We start from the raw sequence: 23,131 nt of genomic DNA, 5'->3' as shown, positions 1-23,131 counted from the left end.
GTGGCGTGCAAAAGTTAATAGAGTCTGTGGGGGCGCTTTCCTCGAAAGAGCGCAAAGCGCTGGCTGTCCTGCTGAAACAGAAAGGGATCAACCTGTTCGGGATCGCTCCTGTGTTCCAGCGTGCCGAGGACGAGCCGCTCCTGCTTTCCTATGCCCAGCAACGTCAGTGGTTTCTCTGGCAGCTGGAGCCGCACAGCCCGGCGTACAACATCCCGCTGGCGATCCGCTTGCAGGGCCGCCTGGACGTCGGCGCCCTGCAGCGCAGCCTGGATGCGCTGGTTGCCCGCCACGAAAGCCTGCGCACGCTGTTCATCGAAACGCCGGACGGGGTCAGGCAGCAGATACAGGCGCCGTCTGGCCTGGCGCTGATGCGCCAGACCTTGCCCGGCGCAGTGGAGGCCGAGGCCGGGATTCAGGCGTTTCTGGCCGGGCAGGGCGCTCAGGGTTTCGACCTGGCCCGTGGGCCGTTGCTGCGGGCCGCCTTGTTGCAGGTCGAGCACGAGCAGCACGTCCTCAGCCTGGTCCAGCACCACATCATCTCCGACGCCTGGTCGTTGCAACTGATGGTCCAAGAGCTGATGCAAACCTATGCCGCCTACCGCCAGGGCCGCGAGCCAAGCCTGCCGGCCTTGCCGGTGCAATATGCCGATTACGCCCTGTGGCAACGGCAGTGGATGGACAACGGCGAACGCGAGCGTCAGTTGGCCTACTGGAGCGAGCAATTGCAGGGGCCGCTTGAAGTCCTGCAGTTGCCGCTCGACCGCCCGCGCCAGGCCGAGCGCAGCTATGCCGGCGCCAGCCTGGATGCCGCGCTGGACGCCGGCCTGGGCGAGCAGCTCAAGGCCCTTGCCGCGCGCCAAGGGGTGACGGTGTTCGTGCTGATGCTGGCGGCGTTCCAGGCCCTGCTGCAGCGCTTGAGCGGCCAGCAGGAGATCCGTGTCGGGGTGCCGATCGCCAACCGGGGGCGGCCTGAGACCGAGCGCCTGATCGGCTTCTTCGTCAATACCCAGGTGATGAAGGCACAGGTGTGCGGTGAGCAGCGCTTCAGCGAACTGCTCGCCCAGGTGCGCGAGGCGGCCCTGCAGGCCCAGACCTACCAGGACCTGCCCTTCGAGCAGTTGCTCGACGTGCTCAAGGCCGAACGCAGCCTGAGCCACTCGGCGTTGTTCCAGGTGATGTTCAATCATCAGCGCGAAGAGCCTGGCAGTGCCTCGCCAGTCCTGGCCGGCTTGCACATGACGCCACTGGTGCAACCGCTGACCACCAGCAAGTTCGACCTGACCCTCAATACCCTGGAGCATCCGGGCGGGATCGAGGCGACCTTCGTCTACGCCAGCGACCTGTTCGATGCCCGCAGCATCGAAGCCATTGCCGGGCAGTGGCGAGGGCTGTTGCAGGCCATCGTTGACGACGTCCAGGTGCGCATCGAGGACCTGCCGCTGCTGTCGGCCACTGAGCAGCAACGCCTGGCCGCGCTTGGCCAGGGGCCGCAGTGCAGGTTTGCCGCCAGCAGCGTGCTGGCGCTGTTCGAGCAGCAGTTGGCGGCCACGCCAGAGCGCCTGGCAACGGTGTGTGCGACGCAGCAATTGAGCTACGCCGAACTCGATCAGCAGGCCGGGCGCCTGGCCGCGCACTTGCGCGCACTGGGCGTGGGCCGCGAATCGCGGGTGGCGATTGCCCTGGAGCGCAGTTCGGCACTGATCGTGGCGATCCTGGCGGTGTTCAAGGCCGGGGCCAGCTACTTGCCGCTGGACCCGCAAGCCGCTCCTGATCGCCTGCGCACGCTGCTTGAGGACAGTGGCGCCCAGGTGCTGCTCTGCGATTCGGCGGTGCAGGCCGACATGCCGCGGGTCGCGGGTCAGGTGCTGGTCTGTGTCGACCACCCCGGCGCCGAAACGCTCGCCAGTGGCGAACTGCTGCACACGCGGCCGCTGGCCGAGAGCTGCGCCTATGTCATCTACACCTCCGGCTCCACCGGGCAGCCCAAAGGGGTGATGGTCAGCCATGGCGCCCTGGCCAACTATGTCCAGGGCCTGTTGCAACGCCTGCCGCTGGAGCAGGCGCAGAGCATGGCGATGGTCTCCACGGTCGCCGCCGACCTCGGCCACACCGTGTTGTTCGGCGCGCTGTGCTCGGGGCGGACTCTGCATCTGTTCGACCCGCACACGGCGATGGACGCCCAGGCCATGGCCGCGGCCATGCAGCGCCAGCAGGTCGATGTGCTGAAGATTGTGCCTTCGCACCTGGCGGCGTTGATGGCCTCGGCCCAGGCCGCCGAGGTGTTGCCGCGCCGCCTGCTGGTGCTCGGTGGCGAAGCCTGTCCGCCGGCGCTGCTCGCGCGCGTGCGGCAACTGGCGCCGCAGTGCCGGGTGTTCAACCACTATGGGCCGACCGAATCCACTGTCGGTGTGCTCGCCGGGCCGCTCGAGGCCGCGCCGGTCAGCCTCGGCCAGCCCCTGGCCAATGCCCGCGTGCGGGTGCTCGACCCCAGCCTGCAGGTGGTGGCGGACGGCGGCACGGGCGAGCTGTACATCGGTGGCCAAGGCCTGGCGCGCGGCTACCTCGGGCAGCCGGGGCTGACCGCCGAGCGCTTTGTCCCCGACCCCTTCAGCAGCAACGGCGAGCGCTTGTACCGCAGCGGCGATGGCGTGCGCCTGAGCGCCGGACAGTGGCACTATCAGGGACGCATCGACGATCAACTGAAAATTCGCGGTTTTCGCGTCGAGCCCGGCGAGGTCGCTGCGTGCCTGCGCAGCCTGGACGGCGTGGAGCAGGCGGTGGTCGTCGGCCACGCCAGTGAGCGCGGCCAGCAACTGCTCGGTTACGTGGTCAGCCGTATCGGCAGCACGGCCGAGGTGGCGGCCGCCTTGCTGGGCGAACTGCGCGCACGCTTACCGGACTACATGGTCCCGGCGCAGTTGATCCTGCTGCAGCAGCTGCCCCTGACCGCCAACGGCAAGCTCGACCGCAAGGCGCTACCGGCGCCCGCCCAGCAGGCGGCGAGTGATGCCTACAGTGCACCGCAAGGCGAGCTGGAACAGCAACTGGCGGCGATCTGGGAGGACGTGCTCAAGGTCCCGCGGGTTGGCCGTCAGGACAATTTCTTCGAGCTGGGCGGCGACTCGATCATCTCCATCCAGGTGGTCAGCCGCGCGCGTGAAGCGGGTATCCGCTTTACCCCCAAGGACCTGTTCCAGCACCAGAGCGTGCAACGCCTGGCCAGGGTTGCCAGTGCCGGTGCGGCCCAGGCGCCCAATGCGAGCGGGCCGGTCGAGGGCCGCCTGACCCTGCTGCCGATCCAGCAGATGTTCTTCGAGAACGAGGTGGTCGACCGTCATCACTGGAACCAGTCGGTGCTGCTTGCCCCGCGCACGCCGTTGTCCGCGCCTGCCCTGACGGCGGCCTTGCAGGCCTTGCTGAGGCAACACGATGCCTTGCGCCTGCGCTTTAGCCAGACACCTGACGGCTGGCTCGCCGAGCACCACCCCGGCGCGGGCGCTGACGAGCTGTTGTGGCAGCGCAACACCTGCCTTGAGCAGCTGCCGGCGATCTGCGAGCAGGCCCAGCGCAGCCTCGACCTGGCCCATGGGCCGTTGCTGCGGGCGGTGCTGTTGAGCCTCGAAGATGGCCAGCAGCGCTTGCTGCTGGTGGTGCACCACCTGGTGGTCGATGGCGTTTCCTGGCGCATCCTGCTGGAAGACCTGCAGAGCGCCTACGGGCAATTGGCCGCCGGCCAGGCTTTGAGCCTGCCGGGCAAAACCTGTTCGGCACAACACTGGGCCGAACGCCTGCAGGCGCGCGCGGGCAGTGCCGCGTTGCAGGCCGAACTCGGCTATTGGCAGGCGCAGGCGGTGGTTCACGACCTGCCGGTGCGCGATGCCCGTTGCCCGTTGTTGCAACGTGATGCCCGGACCGTCTACAGCCGTCTGGACAACGCCGCCACCCAGCGCTTGTTGCAACAGGCGCCCGCCGCGTACCGCACGCGCATCAACGAGCTGCTGCTGACTGCCCTGGCCCGGGTGATCTGCCGCTGGAGCGGGCAGTCGAGTACCCAGGTGGTGCTGGAAGGCCATGGCCGCGAAGAGCTGTTTGCCGATCTCGACCTGACCCGCAGTGTCGGCTGGTTCACCAGCAAATACCCACTGGCGCTGACGCCAGCGCCTGGCCTGGCCGAGGCGATCAAGGCGATCAAGGAGCAGGTCCGGGCGGTGCCCGATAACGGCATCGGCTATGGCCTGCTGCGTTACCTGGGCGATAGCACGGCGCGCCAGGCGCTGGGCCAGCGGCCGTTGCCGCGCATCACCTTCAACTACCTGGGGCAGTTCGACAACAGCTTCGACGGCCAGAGCGACGATGCGCTGTTTAGCGTGGCCCGTGAAGCCTCGGGCAGCGAGCGCGCCGAGCTGGCCGAACTGGGCAACTGGCTGACCCTCAATGGCCAGGTGTACCAAGGGCGGCTGAGCATCGGCTGGATTTTCAGCCCGCAGATGTTCGACAGCCAGGTCGTCGAAGGCTTGGCCGCCGACTATGCCAGCGAACTGCAGGCGCTGATCGAGCACTGTTGCCATGAGGCCAGCGGCGGCCTGACCCCGGCGGACTTCCCCCTGGCCGGGCTGACCCAGGCCCAGCTCGACGGCCTGCCGGTGCCGGCGCGCGCGGTGGCCGATATCTACCCGTTGTCGCCGATGCAACAGGGCATGCTGTTCCACTCCCTGGAAGCCGACGAGGCCGGCTTGTACATCAACCAGACCAGCGTCGCGGTGCAGGGGCTTGAGCTTGAGCGCTTCGTTGCGGCCTGGGACCTGGCAGTGGCCAACCACGACGTGTTGCGTAGCGGGTTCTGGAACGCCAGCCACCTGGCCCAACCGCTGCAGGTGGTGAGCAAGCAGGCGCCGTCCGTGGTGCGTGTGCTCGACTGGCGTGGCCAGGCGGTGGCCAGCGACGCCATCGAAATGCTGGTGCACGCCGATTGCCGCGAGGGCTTCGACCTGCTGCGCGCGCCGCTGATGCGGGTCACCCTGGTGCGCCTTGACGATCAGCGTTGCCACCTGATCTGGACCCGTCACCACATTCTCATGGACGGCTGGAGCAGCTCACGCCTGCTCGCAGAGGTGTTCCAGGCCTACCATGGGCGCCCGGTGCAAGTGCAAGGGCGCTACGGCGACTACATTGCCTGGCTGCAGCAACAGGATGACCAACAGGCCCTGGAGCAGTTCTGGCGCCAGCAGTTGCGCGACCTGGGCGAGGTCACCGAGCTTGCGGCCTGCACCTGGCCGCGCCCTGCGGCCCAATTGCACGGCCACGATGCGCTCTACCTGGATTGGGATGCTGCCCGCACCCGCCAGTTGCGCAACGCCGCCCAGCAGTTGCGGGTCACCGCCAACACCCTGGTGCAGGCCGCCTGGTTGCTGCTGTTGCAGCGCTACACCGGCCAGCAGAGCGTCTGTTTCGGCGCGACGGTGGCTGGGCGCCCGGCCAGCCTGCCTCAGGCCGGCGAGATGCTCGGGCTGTTCATCAACACCTTGCCGATCCTGCAAAGCCCACGGCCAGACCAGCGCGTCGGCGACTGGCTGGCGCAACTGCAGGCCTACAACCTGGACGTGCGCGACCACGAGCATGCATCGCTTGCCGACATCCAGCGCTGGGCCGGGCACAGTGGCCGCAGCCTGTTCGACAGCATCATCGTGTTCGAGAACTACCCGGTCGACGAGCGCCTGCGGGAGGTCGGCCAGGGCTCGTTGCAGTTTGGCGCCACCAGCGGTCGCGATGTCACCAACTACCCGATGGACCTGGCGGTCAATCTGGGCGAAACCCTGAGCATCGAGTTCCTCTACCTGCGCAACCGCTTCAGTGCCGACAGCGTGGTGCAGATCCGCGCCGGTTTCGAGACGCTGTTGCAGGCCTTGCTGGAGCAGCCGCAGGCGACCCTCGGCAGCCTGGCCATGCTCGATGCCGGCGGCCTGCAGGCGTTGGCCGCCGCCAACCCGGTGCTGCCAGCAGAGCCCCAGGCGCCGAGCCTGCTCGAGCGGGTCCAGGCCCATGCCGCAAGCCAGGGCGATGCGCTGGCGGTGGTCTGCGCCGGGCAGCAGTTGAGTTACGCCGGGCTCGAAGCGCAGGCCAATGCCCTGGCGCACTGCCTGCGTGCCCAGGGCGTAGGGCCGGAGGTGCGCGTAGGGGTTGCGTTGAACCGTTCGGTGCAGATGATCGTGGCCCTGTATGCCGTGCACAAGACCGGCGCCGCCTACGTACCGCTGGATATCGACTACCCGCAGGAGCGCCTGCAATGGATCGTCGAAGACTCGGCCATGAAGGTGCTGCTGACCCATAGCCGGGTGCTGGCGCGCCTGCCGCAGACCACGCAGGCGCAGGTGCTGAGCCTCGACACCCTGGCGCTGGATCAGTACCCGCAAACAGCGCCGCCGGTGCACATCGAGGCAGAGCATCTGGCGTACCTGATCTACACCTCCGGCTCCACCGGCAAGCCCAAGGGCGTTGCCGTGGCGCGCGGGCCGCTGGCCATGCATTGCCAGGCGATCGGCGCGCTGTACCAGATGACCCCGGCAACCCGCGAATTGCTGTTCATGTCGTTCGCTTTCGACGGTGCCCAGGAGCGCTGGTGGTCGACGCTGTTGGCCGGCGGTTGCCTGGTGCTGCGTGACGACAGCCTGTGGACCGCCGAAGAAACCTGGGCGGTGCTGCATGAGCAAGGCATCAGCATTGCCTGCTTCCCGCCGGCCTACCTCAAGCAGATCGCCGAGTATGGCCAGGGCCAGGACAACCCGCCGCCGGTGGACATCTACTGTTTTGGCGGTGATGCCGTCGCCGAGGCCAACTTCGACCTGGTCCAGCGCACCCTGCGCCCGCGGATGATCACCAACGGCTATGGCCCGACCGAAACCGTGGTCACCCCGATGCTTTGGCGCGCCGCCGCCGGGGCCCGCTGCGAAGCGGCCTACGCGCCGATCGGCGAGCGTGTCGGCAACCGCAGCCTGTATGTCCTCGATGCCCAGCTCAACCCCTTGCCCGACGGCGTCGCCGGCGAGTTGTACATCGGCGGCGAAGGCTTGGCGCGCGGCTACCACCAGCGCCCGGGGCTGACTGCCGAGCGCTTCGTTGCCAGCCCGTTCGAGGCCGGCGGGCGCCTGTACCGTTCCGGTGACCTGGTACGCCGCCGCGCCGACGGGGTGATCGACTACCTGGGACGCCTGGATCATCAGGTGAAAATTCGCGGTTTTCGCATCGAGCTGGGTGAAATCGAAGCCCGTCTGCGGGCCCAGGCCGGGGTACGCGAGGCTGTGGTGGTGGCCCGCGACAGCGAGGCGGGCAAACGCCTGATTGCTTATGTGGTGGCCACGGCGCAGGGGCTGCAGGTCGAGCAGTTGCGCAGTGCCCTGCAGGGCGAACTGCCCGATTACATGGTGCCCGCGCAGATCCTTGAACTTCAGGCCATGCCGCTCAACCCCAGTGGCAAGCTCGATCGCCTAGCCTTGCCCGACCCGGACTTCAAGGGCAAGGCGTATGTGGCCCCGCGCAACGCCCTGGAACGCCTGCTGGCGGATATCTGGGAGGAGGTGCTGGAGCTTGAGCAGGTCGGTGCCACGGACAACTTCTTCGAGCTCGGCGGCGATTCGCTGCGCACCCTCAAGGTGTTGAGCAAGGTGCGCCAGCAAGCACCGGCCGGCTTTGAACTGAAGCTGCGCGACATGCTGGCCAAGCCAACCATTGCTCAGTTGTCGGGTTATGAGGAGCAGGCTGGCGAGCTTGACCCGGTGCTGGCGCTCAATGGCGCCACGCAGCCAGGCCCGGCGCTGTTCTGCCTGCACGCAGGCTTCGGCACGGTGTTCGACTACGAGCCGTTGGCACGGCGCCTGCAAGGGCAGTGCAGGGTGTATGGCCTGCAATGCCGAATGCTCCTGGACCGTGACTGGGAGGATGACTCGCTGGAGTCGATGGCCATCGATTACGCCCAGTACATTCGCCAGAAACAGGCACAAGGCCCGTACCGCCTGTTGGGCTGGTCGCTGGGTGGCACCCTGGCGGTGCTGGTCGCCGCGGAGCTGGAAAAACAAGGGCAGACGGTGAGCTTCCTGGGCCTGGTCGACAGTTTTATCCCGCGGCGCGATCCGTTGGCGCAAGTGGATGACTGGCGTGACGACCTGCCGGCGTTCCTGGCCCAGACCGCCAATCTGCGGGTCGAACCTGGCCAACTGCCGAGTGACGAGCCTGACCTGGCGCAGCTCAGCGCCTTGTTGGCCGCGCTGCAGCCGGCTACGCCGGCCCAGGCCAGTCGCTTCGAAGCCGATGAACTGGCCCGTGCCTTCCAGGTGGGCTTGCGCCTGAAGGCCCTGTCCCGGCACGTGCAGCCATTGCCGCGCAGCGCCTGCGCGGCACAGGTGTGGTGGCGCGCTGAACTGCCGGTTGAGCTGCTCGAGGCCTATGAAGCGAGCCTGCACGTGCAGGCCGCAGGGCAGCGTATCGACGCCGGTCACTACGACATCCTGGCCAACAGCGAGCTGCTTGCCCAGCTGCAGCGGCACTTGTTGCGGGTCGAAACGCTGGTCGATTGAACCCGGGGTGGGGCCGTCCGGCCCCGCCTTTTTTCCTATTATTCTGTCTGGATGCTCCCATGTCCTTGCACCCTGATCTTTCTGCCTTTCTGGAGCTTGCCGAGTTCGGTCGCCTGACCGGCAAAAGCCAGCCCCTGCACGCGGTGCCGCTGGCCAAGGCGCGTGCCGATTTCGAGGCCACTTCGCAGATCCTCGACCCCAACCCGCCGGGCGAGCTGCAGGTCAGCGCCCTGCAGTTGCCGACCCGCGACGGTAGCGAGATTGCCGCGCGGCTCTATCGCCGCAGCGCCAGCGCCGGTAAAGCCTTGCCGGTGATGCTCTATTTTCATGGCGGTGGCTATGTGGTCGGCAGCCTCGATTCCCATGATTCGGTGTGCCGCCGCCTGGCGCTCAGCGGTGAGTTCGCGGTGTTGGCCCCGGCCTACCGGCTGGCGCCGGAACACCGCTTCCCGACTGCCGTGGAGGATGCCGCCGACAGCCTGGCAGCGCTCGTCGAGCAGGCCGGCGCCCTGCACCTGGACAGCAGTAAAGTGGTGCTGGCCGGTGACAGTGCCGGGGCGACCCTGGCCACGGTGCTGGCGGCGATGGCCGCGTCCGGGGCATTGCCAGCGGCACTGCGGCCGGTGGCGCAGTTGCTGTTCTATCCGGTGACCGACATCAGCCAGCTGCGGGCGTCCCATCAGCGTTACGCCGAAGGCTACCTGCTGGAGTCGGCCACCCTGGAGTGGTTTTACCAGCACTACGCGCGCACGCCAGCCGACCGTCTCGACTGGCGCGCCTCGCCGCTGCTCGGCAGCGCCATTGCCCAGGTGCCGGCCTACGTGGCGCTGGCCGGCTACGACCCGCTGCATGATGAAGGCCTGGCCTATGCCCAGTGGTTGCAGGCGGCGGGTACCGAGGTGACCTTGAGTGTCGAAGCCGGTCTGTCCCACGACTTCTTGCGCATGGGCGGCATCGTCGCCCAGGTGGAGCAGGTCTACGCACAGGCATCGGCCTGGCTTGGCCAGGTGCTCGAACGCTGAGGCCTGAACAGCAAAACGCCGCACCGGCAAAGGTCGCTCCCAGGAGCCTGGCCTTTGCCGGGACGGCGTTTGTGTGCGGGGCGATCAGAACTCGTACTTGGTGCTCACCAGGAAGCTGCGCGGTTCACCGTAGGAGCCGCTGTAGAAGTTGTCATCCAGGGAGCTGATGTACTTCTTGTCGAACAGGTTGTTGACGGTGGCGGTGGTCGACCACTTGGGCGTCAGCTGGTAGCGGGCCATCAGGTTGAAGGTCGCGTAGTCGCCTTGCTTGGCCTTGGCCGGCGCACTCAGTTGCCAGGAGTCGACAGTGAAGTGAATGCCGCTCTGCCAGTTCACGCCACCGCCGACGGTCAGGCGATCCAGCTCGCCGGGCAAGCGGTAGGTGGTCCAGAGTTTGAACAGGTCGGTCGGAACGATGGTCTTGACCCGCTCGCCGTCATGGTCCTTGACCACCGCATGGGTATAGCTGGCGGCGATGTTCCAGTCCGGCATGATCTCGCCGTTGACTTCCAGGTCGATGCCCTTGGTCTTGGTTTTTTCCGCCTTGTAGGCGGTGATCAGGTCGTTGCTGGGCAGGGTGCCGTCTGGGATCGCATCGTTGTCCAGCTTGACCTCGAACAGGGCCAGCGCGGTGTTCAGGCGGCCGCCGAAGTACTCGCTTTTCAGGCCGATTTCGTAGTTGTCGCCTTCACGTGGGTCGAGCAGCTTGCCGTCGCGGGAGCGGTAGGGCTGCGGCTTGAAAATGCTGGTGTAGCTGGCATACACCGAGTGGATGTCGTTGAGGTCGTAGACCACGCCGGCATACGGGGTGACTTCGCCGCTGACCTTGACCGAGTCATCGGTATTGTTGCGCACCATTTTCGGGACGTTGTAGTGCAGCATGGCGTCGTACTTGTAGTTGCTGACCCGCGCGCCGAGGATCACCGAGAGATCGTCGGTGGGCTTGAGGCGGGTGGCCAGGTAGGCGCCGTTCTGCCGCTGCTTGAGGTTGTCGTCTTCGCGGTTCATGGAGTAGGTCGGGGTGGGCGCATAGTTGTCCCAGGTCCAGATGTTCACCGGCTTGCCGCTGACGCCGTTGTCGCTGCCGCCATCGGCGGTCGGGTGGCCGAAACCGTTGCGGCGGTTTTCGTAGTCCTGGTAGTTGAAGCCGACCACCAGCTCGTGGGTGCGCCCGCCCAGCTCGAAGGGGCCGGACAGCATGATGTCGAGGCCGCGCTGTTCCTGGGTGTTGTCGCCCTTGGTGGCGGTATATTTCAGGCCGTTGCCGGTGTCGGCGTTGACGAAGCCGGTGGAGGTGCCGACGATGATCGAGTTGTAGTCGCGGGTGCCGTACAGCGAGTTGGCGGCGACCTTGAGGGTCCAGTCGTGGGCCAGTTTCTGTTCTATCGAGGCGAAGGCGTTGACTGTCTCCTGGCGGTTGGTGCTGTTGCGGCTGGCACCGTTGGCCGAGCGCTGCATGTGCACGCGGTTGCCCTTGTTGTCGACGATCGGCAGGCCGGTGGTGGAGAAGCCGCGCGGGTCGCTGTTGAGGTAATCGACGCCGACGGTGAGCAGGGTGCTGTCGGTCAGGTCGGCCTCGACGATCCCGTAGAGGATGGTCTTTTCCTGCTGCAGGTGGTCGGTAAAGCTGTTGCCTTGCTGGTAGGCGGCCACCGCGCGGCCGCGCAGCTTGCCGTTTTCGGTCAGCGGGCCGGAGACGTCCACTTCACTGCGGTACAGGTCCCAGGAGCCGAGGCCGCCGCTGACATAACCCTTGAAGGTGTCGGTGGGGCGCTTGCGCACCAGGTTGATGGTCCCGGAGGGGTCACCGGCACCGGACATCAGGCCGGTGGCGCCGCGAACCACTTCAATCCGGTCATAGATGGCCATGTCCGACAGCGCCTGGGGCAGGGCCTGGCTGAAGGCGAAGGAAGTGGTGGGCAGGCCGTCGTACTGGTAGTTGTCGATGGCCAGGCCGCGCGAGTACACATACAAGCGGTCACTGCCCGGGCTCTGTACGTTGATGCCGGCCGTCTGTTCCAGCACCTGGCCGATGCTGCGCAGGTTCTGGTCGTCGATGCGCTGGCGGGTCATGACGCTGACCGACTGCGGCGTTTCGCGCAGGCTCAGGTTGAGCTTGGTGGCGGTGTTGGTCGAGCCTGTGGTGTAGGAGCCTGTGCCTTCAGTGGTGCTCCCCAGCCCGGTGGCACCAATGGTCGTCGCCCCCAGTTCGACCGAGCTCGACGAGCCGCGGCCGGTGACGGTCAGGGTATCGCCCTGCAGGCTGTAGTTGAGGTTGGTGCCACCGAGCAGGATACGAATCGCCGCTTCCGGCTGCAGGCGCCCTTGCACCGGCGCACCACGCAGGTTCATCACATCGTCAGGGCTGAACAGCAGCTGCACGTTGGCCTGCTGGCCGAAGCTCTGCAAGGCGCTGGACAGCGGTTGCGCCGGAATGTCGAAGGCCACTTCCCGTGCCTGCACCTGGGCAGCCAGCGGCAGGGCCAGGGCCAGGCCGAGGGTGGCGGAAACAACGCGGGGTTTGAGCAGCCGGCGCATCATCAGCGCTTTGGCTAGAGGTGAAAGGGCGTGTGCTGGCATGGTGGGCTCTTGGCGGGTGGCTACTTGTTTGATAATGATTTCTATTACTGGGGATGAGACGTTCGTAGGCCCGCAAACCGGAAAAATATTTTCGGCCGCGGGCTTTTTCAGTGCGAAGGGATCAGGCCAGTTGCGGTTCGCTGACGACGCTGCCGGCGTTCATGCGCACCAGCTGGTCGGCGACGTCGAAGTAGCGATCGTCGTGGGAGATGACAATGATGGTCTTGCCCAGGCGTTTGAGGTCCGGGAGCAATTCGGTGTAGAAGATCCGCCGGAAGGTCGGGTCCTGGTCGGCGGCCCACTCGTCGAACACCAGTACCGGGCGTTCTTCGAGCCAGGCATTGAGCAGGGCCAGGCGTTTGCGTTGCCCGGTCGACAGGTCGGTGGTGCTGAACACCCCGTCGCGGACACTGACCTTGTGGTCGATTTCCAGGCGCCGCAGGTAGCGGTCGGCGTCGGCCGGAATCTGCGTGTCACCCTGGACCACATCGTCGAACAGGTAGTAGTCGGCAAAGATGGTGGTGAACAACTGGCGATAATCGTCGCGGGTTTCGGCCACCACCGGCGTGCCGTTGAGCACGATGCTGCCACCTTGTGGCGCGTACAGGCCCAGCAGCAACTTGATCAGGGTGGTCTTGCCGCAGCCGTTTTCACCGACGATGAAAATGATCTCGCCCTGTTCGATACGCAGGTTCACCGGCCCCAGCCGGAACGGCTCGAAGCCCTCCACGCGGGGGAAGGTGTAGGTCACATCGATCAGTTCCAGGCTGTTTACCGCAGGCGCCGCCGCGCCGTGGTCGCTGAGCAGCAGGTGAGCCTCGGGTGAGGAGAACTGCTGCGACAGTTCGGCGATGCGCCGAAACGCAATCTGCGCGCGGCTGACGATCGGCAGGGTGCTGACCAGGTGATCGAGCGGGCCCTTCATGTACAGCAGCACCAGCACGAAGCCGCTCATCGCCGCCTTGTTGTCGCTCGGCCACAACGACTGCATGGCCAGGGCCAGGCCGATGACCACGAAGAACAGCATCGAGCCGAAGCTCTTGGCGATCACGAAGGTATTGATCGAGCGGATTTGCGTGGCGCAGATCCGTTCGGCGGTGCCCTGGATGCCCTGGACGAACATGCGCTGGCGCCGTGGGCGGTGGATGCGCAGTTCCTTGGCCCCTTCGGCGATGGCGTGATAGTACTTTTGCAGTTCGTCCTCGGCTTCACGCGCCGCTTCGAAGCCTTTCAGGCCGCGTGCGCGGGCGATGAATTGCCCGGCGGTGCCCAGGGCAATGGCCAGCAGGATCAGCAGGAACATCGGCCACGACAGCATCGCCAGGTAGCCCAGGCAGCCGAGCACCACGGTCAGGGAAATCGCCAGTGGGGCAAAGGCGAAGGCGAAATCGCTGATGGTGTCGACGTCATGGGTGAGCACCGGAATCAAGCGGTGGCTGCGGTATCGCTCGATCTGGTCGATGGGCGCGGCGAGCACCTTCTCGCCCAGTGTCTTGCGCAGTTTGGCGATGATGTGCTGGCCGACGTGGTTGGTGCCGATGTCGGAGCAGATGGTGCTGAGCAGCGCCAGCAGGCACAACCCGGCAAAACCCAGGACAACGCCCTGGGTCAGGCCGCTGTCGCTGTGCAGGGCGCTGTTGATGGTCGCCAGCAGCGTGGTGACGCTGATGCCGCCGACCATGCCCAGGGCGATGGACATCGCCACCAGCGGCCAGAACGGTTTGAGCAGGCCGAACAGGTCGCGAACGGCGCTGCGGGATGGACGGGTCATTGACGTCTCTCGCTTCAGGCGTTGATGAGGTCGGCGGCCAGCGGGCTCTCGCGCAGGGTACGCGGCGTGTCCAGCGCGTGGTACAGCGCCTGGCTGATTTCGTCGGCGCGGGCCGGCAGCACTGACAGCAGGGTGTCGCTCAGGCCGTGGGAGGCCTCACAGAAACCTTGCAGGTAGATGCCCGCCTTCAGGCGTGGATCGCTCAGGGCGCGGTAATGGCGATCGACCTGGAAGTCCTGCAGGTACTCCTGCAGCGGCGCCAGCAGTTCGCGGTGCGAGCGGCGCTCGTAGCCGGTGGCCAGAATCACCGCGTCATACCGGTGGGTCTGATCCTTGCCGGTGGCGTGATCGCGCAGGGTCAGTTCGATGCCCTGGTCGGTGGCCGAGACCGCTTCCACTTCACGGCGGCAGAGTACCGAGTGGCGGAACTGGTGCGCGACTTTCTGCCGGTAGAGGATGCCGTAGATGCGCTCGATCAGGTCGACGTCAACCACCGAGTAGTTGGTGTTGTGGTATTGCTCGATGAGTTTTTCGCGGTCTTGGGGTTGTTGCTCGAACACCAGGTCCGTGTAGGCCGGGGCGAAGATCTCGTTGACGAACGGGCTGTCATCGGCAGGCTTGAGGGCCGAGGAGCGCAGGATCATGTCGACCTTCACCGACGGGAAGCTGTCGTTGAGGTCGATGAAGGCCTCGGCCGCGCTTTGCCCGGAGCCGATGATGGCGATGCGCATGGCCTGGCCCTGGGCGCACGGCAGCTGCTCGAGCGCCGCCAGGTACTGGGAGTGGTGGAACACCCGCGGGTCTTGCTTGAACGGTGCGAAAAGCTTGGGAATACGTGGCGAGCCACCGCTGCCGACCACCACCGAGCGGGTCAGGCGGCTGTGCTCGCGGCCCTGGCTGTCACGCGAGACCAGCTTGAGCAGGTCGATGGCGTCGCCGTTGAAGTGCGGCTCGATGCGCACCACTTCCTCACCGTAGACGGCCTGGTCGGCAAAGTGCTCGGCAACCCAGCGCAGGTAGTCGTTGAACTCCAGGCGGCAGGGATAGAAGGTGCCCAGGTTGATGAAGTCGACCAGGCGTCCTTGCTTGTGCAGGTAGTTGACGAAGCTGTAGGGGCTGGTGGGGTTGCGCAACGAGACCAGGTCCTTGAGGAAGGAAATCTGCAGCTCGCTCTGGGTGGCCAGGGTGTTGCCGTGCCAGCGGTAGTCCTGCTGCTTGTCGATGAACAGTGCCTTGAGTGCCTGGCCGCTGCTTTGCGCGCGCTCCTGCAGGGCAATGGCCAGGGCCAGGTTGGAAGGGCCGAAGCCCACGCTGATCAGATCGTGGAGGGTATCGTGCGAAGTCGTCTGGCTCATGTCGTCGATTCCTTGAAGGAGAAATTCGGGGCGGGTGCGATGGCAAGCAGGCCCCGCTGCGGTCGATGGCAGCGGGGGATCTACCGTTTGAAACGAGTGGATAGACGGGGAATTTAGCGCGCGGCCCGGTGGCTTCCGGGCCACGCGCCAGGCATCAGAGTTCGCGGGCTACGCGCAGGCCAAGCCAGTCGCCGCGGATATCGGCCGGGCGATCGTTGCGATTGCCGGAGCGGGAAAAGATCGGTGCCTCGCCCCAGTCGTTGCCGCGAATGTGGCGGGTGGTGCAGCCAGGTTCCACCCAGGCGCTGCCGTCGCTGGGGGCGCCGACATAGTTTTCGTGCCAGCAGTCGGCAACCCATTCGTAGACATTGCCGTGCATGTCGTACACGCCAAAGGCGTTGGCCGGGTAGCTGCCCACCGGCGAGCTGAAGCTGAAGCCGTCACGCGGGCCGTAGGTGTTGGCGTTGCGGGTGATCTGATAGTCGGCGCCAGGGTCCATGGCAAAGGGGAACGGCCCGCTGCTGCCGGCGCGGGCGGCGTATTCACGCTCGGCCTCGCTGACCATGCGGTAATGCTTGCCGGTCTTTTTCGACAGCCACTCGGCGTAGGCCTGGACATCGTGGTAGCTCATGCACACCGCCGGCTGGCGTGGCTTTTGTTCATAGCGCGGTGTGCTCGCCTTGCATTCGCGGCCGGGGCGGGTGTCGCCGTCGGCAATCACCACGCCGGACTCACGCAGGTAGGCGTCCCACTCGCCAGCGGTCACCTGAAAGCGGCTGATGGCAAAGGGTTTGGCGAACGTCACGGTGTGCAGCGGGCCTTCATCGGGCTGGCGCCCGACTTCGTCATCGGGGGTGCCCATCTGATAACTGCCGGCGGGTAGCACGACCATTTCCGGGCAGGCTGCCTTGCAATCGCGAAACACCGTACCCGGTGTCTGGGCGTTGGCGGCCTGGGCACTCGACCAGCCAAGCGCGGTGAGCAGGGCGGCCAGGGAGAGGCGGTACATCAAGGGTGCGGACATGAGCGAGCCTTTTCAGAGTTTCTTGATCAGGAGGGCCATGGCCCGGTCGATTTCCTGCTCGTTGTTGAGCAGCCCCGGGGCCATGCGCAGCACTGGGCCGGCGTCGCGGTCGACGGCGTCGACGACGATGCGGTTGCTGGTGAGGTAATTGGCCAGGGCGTCGGGGTCCTGGCCCTTGACCCGAATGAAGGTGAAGCCGGCCGAGTGTTCGCGGCTGAGCGGGGTCACCAGCTCGATGGCCTTGTGTTCGAGCAGGCGCTGCTTGAGGTAATCGTTGAGCTGGTGGATACGCGCCTGAACCTCGGCCTTGCCCAGTTGCAGGTGCAGTTCGAAGGCCTTGCCCAGTGCCCAGCGGTGCTCGAAGGCGTGGTAGCCGCCCGGGGTCATGATGGTGGCAAAGTCCTCGTCCTCGGAGAACGTGGCAAAGGTTGGCACCAGGTTGCTCATCTGCTCGGAGGCGGCGCAGATGATCCCGGTGCCGCGCGGGCCGAACATCCACTTGTGGGTGCCGGAAATGAAATAGTCGCAGTTGAAGTCGGCAAAGTTGGCGTCCTCCACGCCGAAGCCGTGCACGCCGTCCACCACGTAGAGAATGCGCCGGTCTTCGTCACGGTCGCGATTGTGCTGGCGCACCAGTTCGCCGATCTGGCCAATGGGCAATTTCACCCCGCTGCCGGAGTGCACCCAGGTCATGCCCAGCACCCGGGTGTTGGCGTTGATGGCCTGGTCGAGGGTGCTCAGCACCTGGTCGGTGGAAATCTCCCGTGGCTGCTGGAACAGCCGCAGCTTGCGCACCTGGGTGCCCTCATGACGCTGGCGGAACGCCAGGGCTTTGCGGGTCGCATAGTGTTCGTGCTCGGTGGTGAGAATTTCCTGGCCGGGGGCGACTTTGAGGCGGCCATAGATCATTCCCAGGCCTTCGGTGGTGCTGCCGGTCAGGGCGATCTGCCGCGGGCGTACCGCCAGGTAACGGGCTGCCCAGTCGCGCACCTCACCTTCGCGCTGCCATTCGATCTGGGTTTCCCAGTCAACCCAGTGCGCCGGGTTGCGGTCGATCTCGGCGCGGTAGTAGTCGATGGCTTCCTGCACCGGGCGCGGGTGGGCGGTGACCAGAAAGTTGGCGAAGTGCGCATAGGCCGGGTCCAGGGGAAACAGCTGGCGCAGGTTGTGCCATTTGTCCTTGCCGCTCAGTGGCGCCGGCGCGGCTGCCAGGGCCTGGGGCAACAGCGGCAGGCTGGCGGCGAGCAGGCCGGCCTGCTTGAGAAAGGTGCGACGGTCAGTCATGTCTGAAGCTGCCTGGATTCAAGGAGTAGAGGTGCTGGCAACGGGGCGGGCGGCTCGTTGCACCTGGTCCCAGACCCGCAGGAAATTGCCGCTCCAAAGCTTGGCGATGTCGGCTTCGGAGTAACCACGGCTGAGCAGCTCGGCCGTCACGTTGCGGATCTCGCTGACATCCTTCCAGCCCTCCAGGCCGCCACCGTCGTTGAAGTCGGAACTGATACCGACATGGTCGATGCCCATCTTCTTCACCGCGTAGTCGATGGCGTCGCCGTAGTCCTTGAGGGTGGCCTTGGGTTCCTGCTCGACAATGTCGTACAGGCTGCCGGCGTACTCGCCAAAGCGTGCCTGCGGCCAGATGGCGATAACCGCATCGCCGGGCATCAGGGCATTGGCCAGGCCTTGCAGCGGTTGCAGGCCAAAGCGCGCGCGCAGGGTTTCGAGTTTGTCCAGGCTCGGCTTGCTCAGGGGCTTGAGGTAGGTGCCGAAAGCCACCACCTGCAGCACGCCGCCGCTGTCCTTGATCAGTTGCATTTCCTTGTCGCTGAGGTTGCGCGGGATGTCCACCAGCGCCCGCGGCGCCGAATGCGAGGCAACCATGGGCGTGCGGCTGAGGCGGGCGACGTCTTCCAGGGCCAGGGTCGACATCTGCGAGACATCGATGATTACCCCCAGGTCGTTCAGGCGCTTGACGGCTTGTTCGCCCAGCTCGGACAGGCCGCCAAGGGCATCGGGGGTGTCGTTGAAAAACGGCAGCGGTCGCGAGGAGTCGGCCCAGTCGTTGTTGGCCACATAGCTGAAGCCGAACATGCGCATACCGCGCTTGGCCCACAGGTCCAGTTGCGACAGGTCGTGGCCCAGTGGGTAGGCGTTGAGCATGCTGATGAAAATGGCGAACTTGCCTTCGCCATTGAGGCGGCGCAGGTCATCCGGGGTATAGGCGATGCCGACCTGATTGGGGAAGTCGCGGACCATGTTGCTGATGATTTTGTAGCGCACTTCCTGCTGGTTGCGCGCTTCGTCGACAAACCCCGGGGTTGGCCGATGCGGGGCATTGGGGCCGTTCCACAGCTCCGGCCAGCCAAAGATGGTCAGCGCGGCGCCCGAGAGCCGGCCCTTGCCGGCCTTGACCAAGTCGAACTGGCCGGGGCCGTCCTTGTCGAATTCGTTACCCTCGTTACCGAACTTGAGCGGCACGGTGATGTGGCTGTCGAACGTCAGCATGTGCTCATGCAGGGCATTGGCCTGCTCGACGATCGGGCGCGGGTAGCCGGTCGCCTGCTTGTAGTACAGGTAACCGGCTGCGGCCGCGCCCAGTGCCGCCGCCAGGGCGAGCGGCAGGCCGATGTACAGGGCTTTGCGGGAACGGGTCTTGGTCTTGGTCATTGCCATCTCGACACTGGGCTGATCGGAACGGCTTGCCCGGTGCACTGGCGTGCCGGGGGCAAAGCACGGGTATCAGGAGGGACGAACGGCGCTTGGGCAAATTTATCCAGAGGCCCGCCTGGCTCAAGTTTCAGCCTGCGCGGCCGATAGCCGGGTTAACCCCAATACCATCAGGATGATAGAAACATGGCAGGTTTTAGCGCCGTCTCAATCAACGGGACCCCATTGAACAGCGGCATCGGCACAGGCATCACCATCACCGGGCAGGAAAAAACGGCCGGGTTGGAGGCGCAGGGTGCGGTCAACGTTGACATGTCCAAGGTGCGTGATAGCGGCAAGGCCGAAGAAGCCAAGGAAAGCGCCAGCGCGGGTGAAGAGCCGGCACACATCAAGCAAATGCGCGAGATGATCAAGAAGCTGCAAAAGCAATTGGCCGAGCAGCAGAAGCGTTTGCAGGAAGTCCTGGCCAGGGACATGGAACCTACCCTCAAGGCTGCGGCCGTTACTGCCGCGCAGTCGGCGGTGGGCGCGACCACGGCGGCGATCGCAAGCGCCACGGCGGCACTGCTCAAGGCGCTGACCGAAGCCGGTGGCAGCAGTTCGGGCTCGCTGGTCAGTACCAACGCCTGAGCCATAAAAAGGGTTCTTAATGCAATCCCGGGGGGCTATGATCCCTGGGTTGTTGAAGCTGCTAGCTTATCCATTCTGTGTGGTGCCGCTGCTGGCCCCTTCCGCCTTTACGGCGGCCTACTTTTCTCTTGGGAAGAAGTAGGCAAAACCGCTTGCTCCTGCATACGGCCCTACGCTGCGCTTCGGGTCCCCTCGCTGCGGCGCCTTCCGGGGCATCGCGGCCTACGACTTGCTGCGCAAGTCTACATCTCGCGTCTTCGGCTGACGCCGAAGGTGCTGCGCACTGCCCCTACAGGCACCTCCGCTCGGCCTCCTGAAGTCGCTTTTCGCGGCGCCTGGAATTACGTGCATGAAGATCAAGATCAGCATCAAGATGAAGCAGGGCGGTCCTCGCTTCGGGGTCAGTTTGGCTACGCCATAATCTGCTTTCGCAGATACGCCCGTGCAGGCGCCGCCCGTAACTTCGCGACTTCAGGAGGCACCGCAGCGTAGGGCCGTATGCGGGAGCGAGCGGTTTTGGTTCCTTTTGCCAAGAACAAAAGGGACCCGCCGTAAAGGCGGAAGGGGCCGGCAGCGGCGCCACACAGAATGGATAAGCTCGCAGCTTCAAAAACAACCCAAACCAACCCAAGGATCATAGCCCACAGGATCCCGTGAAGAGCCACACAAAAGGGCCTGTACATACACAGGCCCTTTTGTGTTCAGTCAGCCAACTGACGGTCCTGGCTGCGCTCGGACTTGTAGCGCATGGCCACCGCCGGAGCCGGCTTGGTGCTGCCGGTCTCCAGCCACTGGCGCATGCGGCTGGCGTCGGCAAAGTGGGTGTACTTGCCGAAGGCATCGAGAATCACCATGGCCACCGGGCGGTTGTCCATCTTGGTCAACAGCACCAGACAGTGGCCGGCATCATTGGTGAAGCCGGTCTTGGTCAGCTTGATGTCCCAATTGCTCTTGTTGACCAGGTGGTCGGTGTTGCGAAAGCCCAGGGTGTAGTTGGGCTTGCGAAACGCCACGGTCTGCTCGCGGGTAGTGCTCAACTGGCTCAGCAGCGGGTAGTTGCGCGCGGCCATCAGCAGCTTGCTGAGGTCACGGGCGGTGGACACGTTGTTGATCGACAGGCCAGTGGGTTCCACGTAGCGGGTATGGCTCATGCCCAGCACCTTGGCCTTGGCGTTCATCGCCTTGATGAACGCGTTGTAGCCACCCGGGTAGTTGTGCGCCAGGGTCGAGGCGGCGCGGTTTTCCGACGACATCAGGGTGATCAGCAGCATGTCCTTGCGGTTGAGCTGGCTGCCCAGCTTGACCCGCGAGTACACCCCTTTCATTTCCTTGTTCTGGGCGATGGTGACCGTGAGCATCTCGTCCATGTTCTGCTTGGCGTCGAGCACCACCATGCCGGTCATCAGCTTGGTCACCGAGGCGATGGGGACAACCCGGTCGGGGTTGTTGGCGTAGAGCACCTTGTTGGTTTGCAGGTCGATCAGCAGGGCACTGCCGGAGGCCAGGCGCAATTTCGCCGGATCGCGTTGTTGCTGGGCCGGGGGTTGAGCAGCAGCGGTCGACGTGACAGTCGCAGTACCTGTGAGCAACAGGAGCAGGCTAAGAATCGAAAGGGAAGTTTTCACGTTGAGGCTCACTAAAAGTTGTTATGTCGTTGGCTGTGCAAGGGTTTTCCCCCAAAAAACCGCTGCATTCTGGAGTATGGCTCAGATCCTGTCGATTGCCCTGCATCCGTTGGGCGGAACATGAAAAAGATTTAATCCCGTACCCATTTTGTACCCATTAGCTGGCTTTCCAGCGTGCTCGATTTAGGTCGGTGAGGTGAGCCCCGACCAAGGCGAAATGCCCACCCTTCACCGGCATCCGCCTCCAGGACCTTGATCGAATTCATGCCGCCGATTTCAGACTGGCTCGGGTCGCGATATCCGGTGATTTTCTTATGCTGATCGTCCATGGTGAATCCTCGGGTTGCGCGCCACGATAGGATGCAGTAGTGAACCGAACAGCGGGTACTGCTAGGCTCGCACTCATGTGACTAACGATTTACATCACCAAAGGAATGGAAATGATCTTCGACTGGCACGCTGGCCCCATCACACGTACCACCCCGCTGGACAAAAACTACCGCAATACGCAGAAGGTCCGGCAGTTCCTCACCGGCGAATGCGGGGCGTCGTTCACGTTCGATCGAGCATTCATGGCCTGGATTAAGAGTGGCGCGCCCTTGACGATGGGTGAAGTGGCGGATGAGTGGACTCGCACTCACCGTTGATCTGAGGGGCACATTTCAGGGTCTCGTCAACCTTGTCATCATGCTGCCTGTTGCGCTGGCGGCTATCAGCGCCACTACACAGGCAACCAACGAGAACAGCGTAAAAGCACCCATTGCATGCAAGTAAGGAAGGACGTGATTCCATGCTCGAGCTACCCCCAAGAAAGCGGCAAATAGCCAGCCGCTCATAGAGAGAGCACCCAAAAGAGCAAGGCGAGTGCGGGCAGAGTTGTGTAGCAAGACAAAAGGAGTTTTTTGCAGCAGTGGGAAACCCATCCGGTGCAACAAAGCGCCATTGAGACTAAGCAGCGCAACAACGCTCACCTTGGCCCAGAGCTTTTGATTGAGCAGATACGCGCTCCCCTCATAGAGGTAACCCTGGAGCACCAGCAGCATGCCGCTTCCCCAAAGTGCCAGTAATGCGAGCGTGACGATTTTTTGAGTCTCTTCGAGATACTCACGCTGCACCTGGCTCAACACATCCTTGCGCCAGCGCCATAGCTTTTGATCAGCCTGTAACACCCTCCCCAGAGCAATACAGGTGGCAATCAGATGACCATACACGAGTAGCATTTTGAGCATTACCTGGACCTTATTTTTATGTGGGCAATGCACTCCCTCGCACCCTTTATGTGAAACTAAATGATACATATTATTGCTTGCATCAACAAGTTGCCGACCCAGCCACCCATCTGGAGCCGTTTGCTTTCAGCCAGCGCTTGCCAAGCTGACGGGGCTGGATCTACCCGTGAGCTTCTCTCTCTCGGTGCGCATTTGTTATTGTCCTGACCTTCTTTGGTCAACCGGACGACCTCTTCATGACCGCCAACATCGAGTTCACCAGCAGCCCCACCGAGCAGCACCGAGAAGCAATCCTCAAGCCACTGCGCGCCTACAACATCAGCCAGGCCGGCGAACCCCACGTGCAAACCGTCGCCTGGTTGCTGCGCGACCCTCACGGTGGTGATGCCAGTGGTGGTTTGTACGGCAGGATTTCCGCCGGCTGGATGTTCATCGAGCTGCTTAGCGTGCCCGAAACCTTGCGCGGCCAGGGCGTGGGACGGCGGTTGATGACCTGCGCCGAAGCGCAGGCACGAAGCGCGGGCTGTACCGGTATCTGGCTGGACACCTTCAGCTTCCAGGCGCCGGCGTTTTACCGCACGCTCGGTTTTACTGTTTTTGGTGAGCTCGCCGACTATCCACCGGGGCATACCCGCTACTTCATGCGAAAGCTGCTCTGAGACCG

14 protein-coding genes are annotated in these 23,131 nt (G+C 64.6%); 5 read left to right on the top strand and 9 right to left on the bottom strand.

What is annotated here, in order from left to right; genetic code table 11:
- Nucleotides 1–5: 5 nt before the first annotated feature.
- Together NLX68_RS04545 and NLX68_RS04540 are read left to right on the top strand one after the other, a co-directional pair.
- A complete protein-coding gene (locus NLX68_RS04545) occupies nucleotides 6–8,567 on the top strand; it encodes a non-ribosomal peptide synthetase (RefSeq protein ID WP_254282918.1) in 8,562 nt (2,853 codons plus the stop codon).
- Nucleotides 8,568–8,626: 59 nt separating this feature from the next.
- Nucleotides 8,627–9,589, top strand: a complete 963-nt coding sequence (locus NLX68_RS04540; RefSeq protein WP_254282917.1) for an alpha/beta hydrolase — start codon at nucleotides 8,627–8,629, stop codon at nucleotides 9,587–9,589.
- Between the two features lie 84 nt (nucleotides 9,590–9,673).
- On the opposite strand, the gene NLX68_RS04535 is transcribed toward NLX68_RS04540, so the two are convergent.
- The 6 genes from NLX68_RS04535 to pvdM all read right to left on the bottom strand — a co-directional run bounded on the left by NLX68_RS04535 (nucleotide 9,674) and on the right by pvdM (nucleotide 18,983).
- Nucleotides 9,674–12,169 (bottom strand): TonB-dependent siderophore receptor, encoded by a 2,496-nt coding sequence (locus NLX68_RS04535; protein ID WP_254282916.1) that lies wholly within the window; start codon nucleotides 12,167–12,169, stop codon nucleotides 9,674–9,676.
- A 121-nt stretch (nucleotides 12,170–12,290) separates the two neighbouring features.
- Nucleotides 12,291–13,940 (bottom strand): cyclic peptide export ABC transporter, encoded by a 1,650-nt coding sequence (locus NLX68_RS04530; protein WP_254282915.1) that lies wholly within the window; start codon nucleotides 13,938–13,940, stop codon nucleotides 12,291–12,293.
- 14 nt (nucleotides 13,941–13,954) lie between these two features.
- Nucleotides 13,955–15,295 (bottom strand): lysine N(6)-hydroxylase/L-ornithine N(5)-oxygenase family protein, encoded by a 1,341-nt coding sequence (locus NLX68_RS04525; RefSeq protein ID WP_036996282.1) that lies wholly within the window; start codon nucleotides 15,293–15,295, stop codon nucleotides 13,955–13,957.
- Between the two features lie 154 nt (nucleotides 15,296–15,449).
- Entirely contained in the window at nucleotides 15,450–16,304 is an 855-nt protein-coding gene (locus tag NLX68_RS04520; RefSeq protein WP_254283315.1) for a formylglycine-generating enzyme family protein, read from the bottom strand.
- A gap of 27 nt (nucleotides 16,305–16,331) precedes the next feature.
- Entirely contained in the window at nucleotides 16,332–17,603 is a 1,272-nt protein-coding gene (locus NLX68_RS04515; protein WP_010222458.1) for an aminotransferase class V-fold PLP-dependent enzyme, read from the bottom strand.
- A gap of 18 nt (nucleotides 17,604–17,621) precedes the next feature.
- Nucleotides 17,622–18,983 (bottom strand): pyoverdine-tailoring dipeptidase-like protein PvdM, encoded by a 1,362-nt coding sequence (gene pvdM, locus NLX68_RS04510; RefSeq protein WP_254282914.1) that lies wholly within the window; start codon nucleotides 18,981–18,983, stop codon nucleotides 17,622–17,624.
- Nucleotides 18,984–19,169: 186 nt separating this feature from the next.
- On the opposite strand from pvdM, the gene NLX68_RS04505 reads away from it, so the two are divergent.
- Nucleotides 19,170–19,613, top strand: a complete 444-nt coding sequence (locus NLX68_RS04505; protein WP_254282913.1) for a hypothetical protein — start codon at nucleotides 19,170–19,172, stop codon at nucleotides 19,611–19,613.
- A 701-nt stretch (nucleotides 19,614–20,314) separates the two neighbouring features.
- On the opposite strand, the gene pbpG is transcribed toward NLX68_RS04505, so the two are convergent.
- The gene (gene pbpG, locus NLX68_RS04500) at nucleotides 20,315–21,238 is read right to left on the bottom strand and encodes a D-alanyl-D-alanine endopeptidase (RefSeq protein WP_026001274.1); all 924 of its coding nucleotides are present in this window, start codon (nucleotides 21,236–21,238) and stop codon (nucleotides 20,315–20,317) included.
- A 131-nt stretch (nucleotides 21,239–21,369) separates the two neighbouring features.
- The gene (locus NLX68_RS04495) at nucleotides 21,370–21,567 is read right to left on the bottom strand and encodes a hypothetical protein (RefSeq protein WP_254282911.1); all 198 of its coding nucleotides are present in this window, start codon (nucleotides 21,565–21,567) and stop codon (nucleotides 21,370–21,372) included.
- Between the two features lie 111 nt (nucleotides 21,568–21,678).
- Here NLX68_RS04495 and NLX68_RS04490 point away from each other — a divergent pair, with 111 nt between their 5' ends.
- Nucleotides 21,679–21,885: a DUF6434 domain-containing protein gene (locus NLX68_RS04490; protein WP_254282909.1), complete on the top strand. Its 207-nt coding sequence runs from the start codon at nucleotides 21,679–21,681 to the stop codon at nucleotides 21,883–21,885.
- 15 nt (nucleotides 21,886–21,900) lie between these two features.
- On the opposite strand, the gene NLX68_RS04485 is transcribed toward NLX68_RS04490, so the two are convergent.
- The gene (locus NLX68_RS04485) at nucleotides 21,901–22,467 is read right to left on the bottom strand and encodes a hypothetical protein (RefSeq protein WP_254282907.1); all 567 of its coding nucleotides are present in this window, start codon (nucleotides 22,465–22,467) and stop codon (nucleotides 21,901–21,903) included.
- A 236-nt stretch (nucleotides 22,468–22,703) separates the two neighbouring features.
- On the opposite strand from NLX68_RS04485, the gene NLX68_RS04480 reads away from it, so the two are divergent.
- Nucleotides 22,704–23,126 (top strand): N-acetyltransferase, encoded by a 423-nt coding sequence (locus NLX68_RS04480; RefSeq protein WP_254282905.1) that lies wholly within the window; start codon nucleotides 22,704–22,706, stop codon nucleotides 23,124–23,126.
- Nucleotides 23,127–23,131: the final 5 nt, after the last annotated feature.

The sequence above is a fragment of the Pseudomonas sp. SBB6 genome (assembly GCF_024213215.1).
In the GTDB taxonomy this organism is placed as follows: Bacteria; Pseudomonadota; Gammaproteobacteria; order Pseudomonadales; family Pseudomonadaceae; genus Aquipseudomonas; species Aquipseudomonas donghuensis.
Note: the sequence above shows the minus strand (reverse complement) of the source record. Positions and strands in the feature narration are given on the sequence as shown.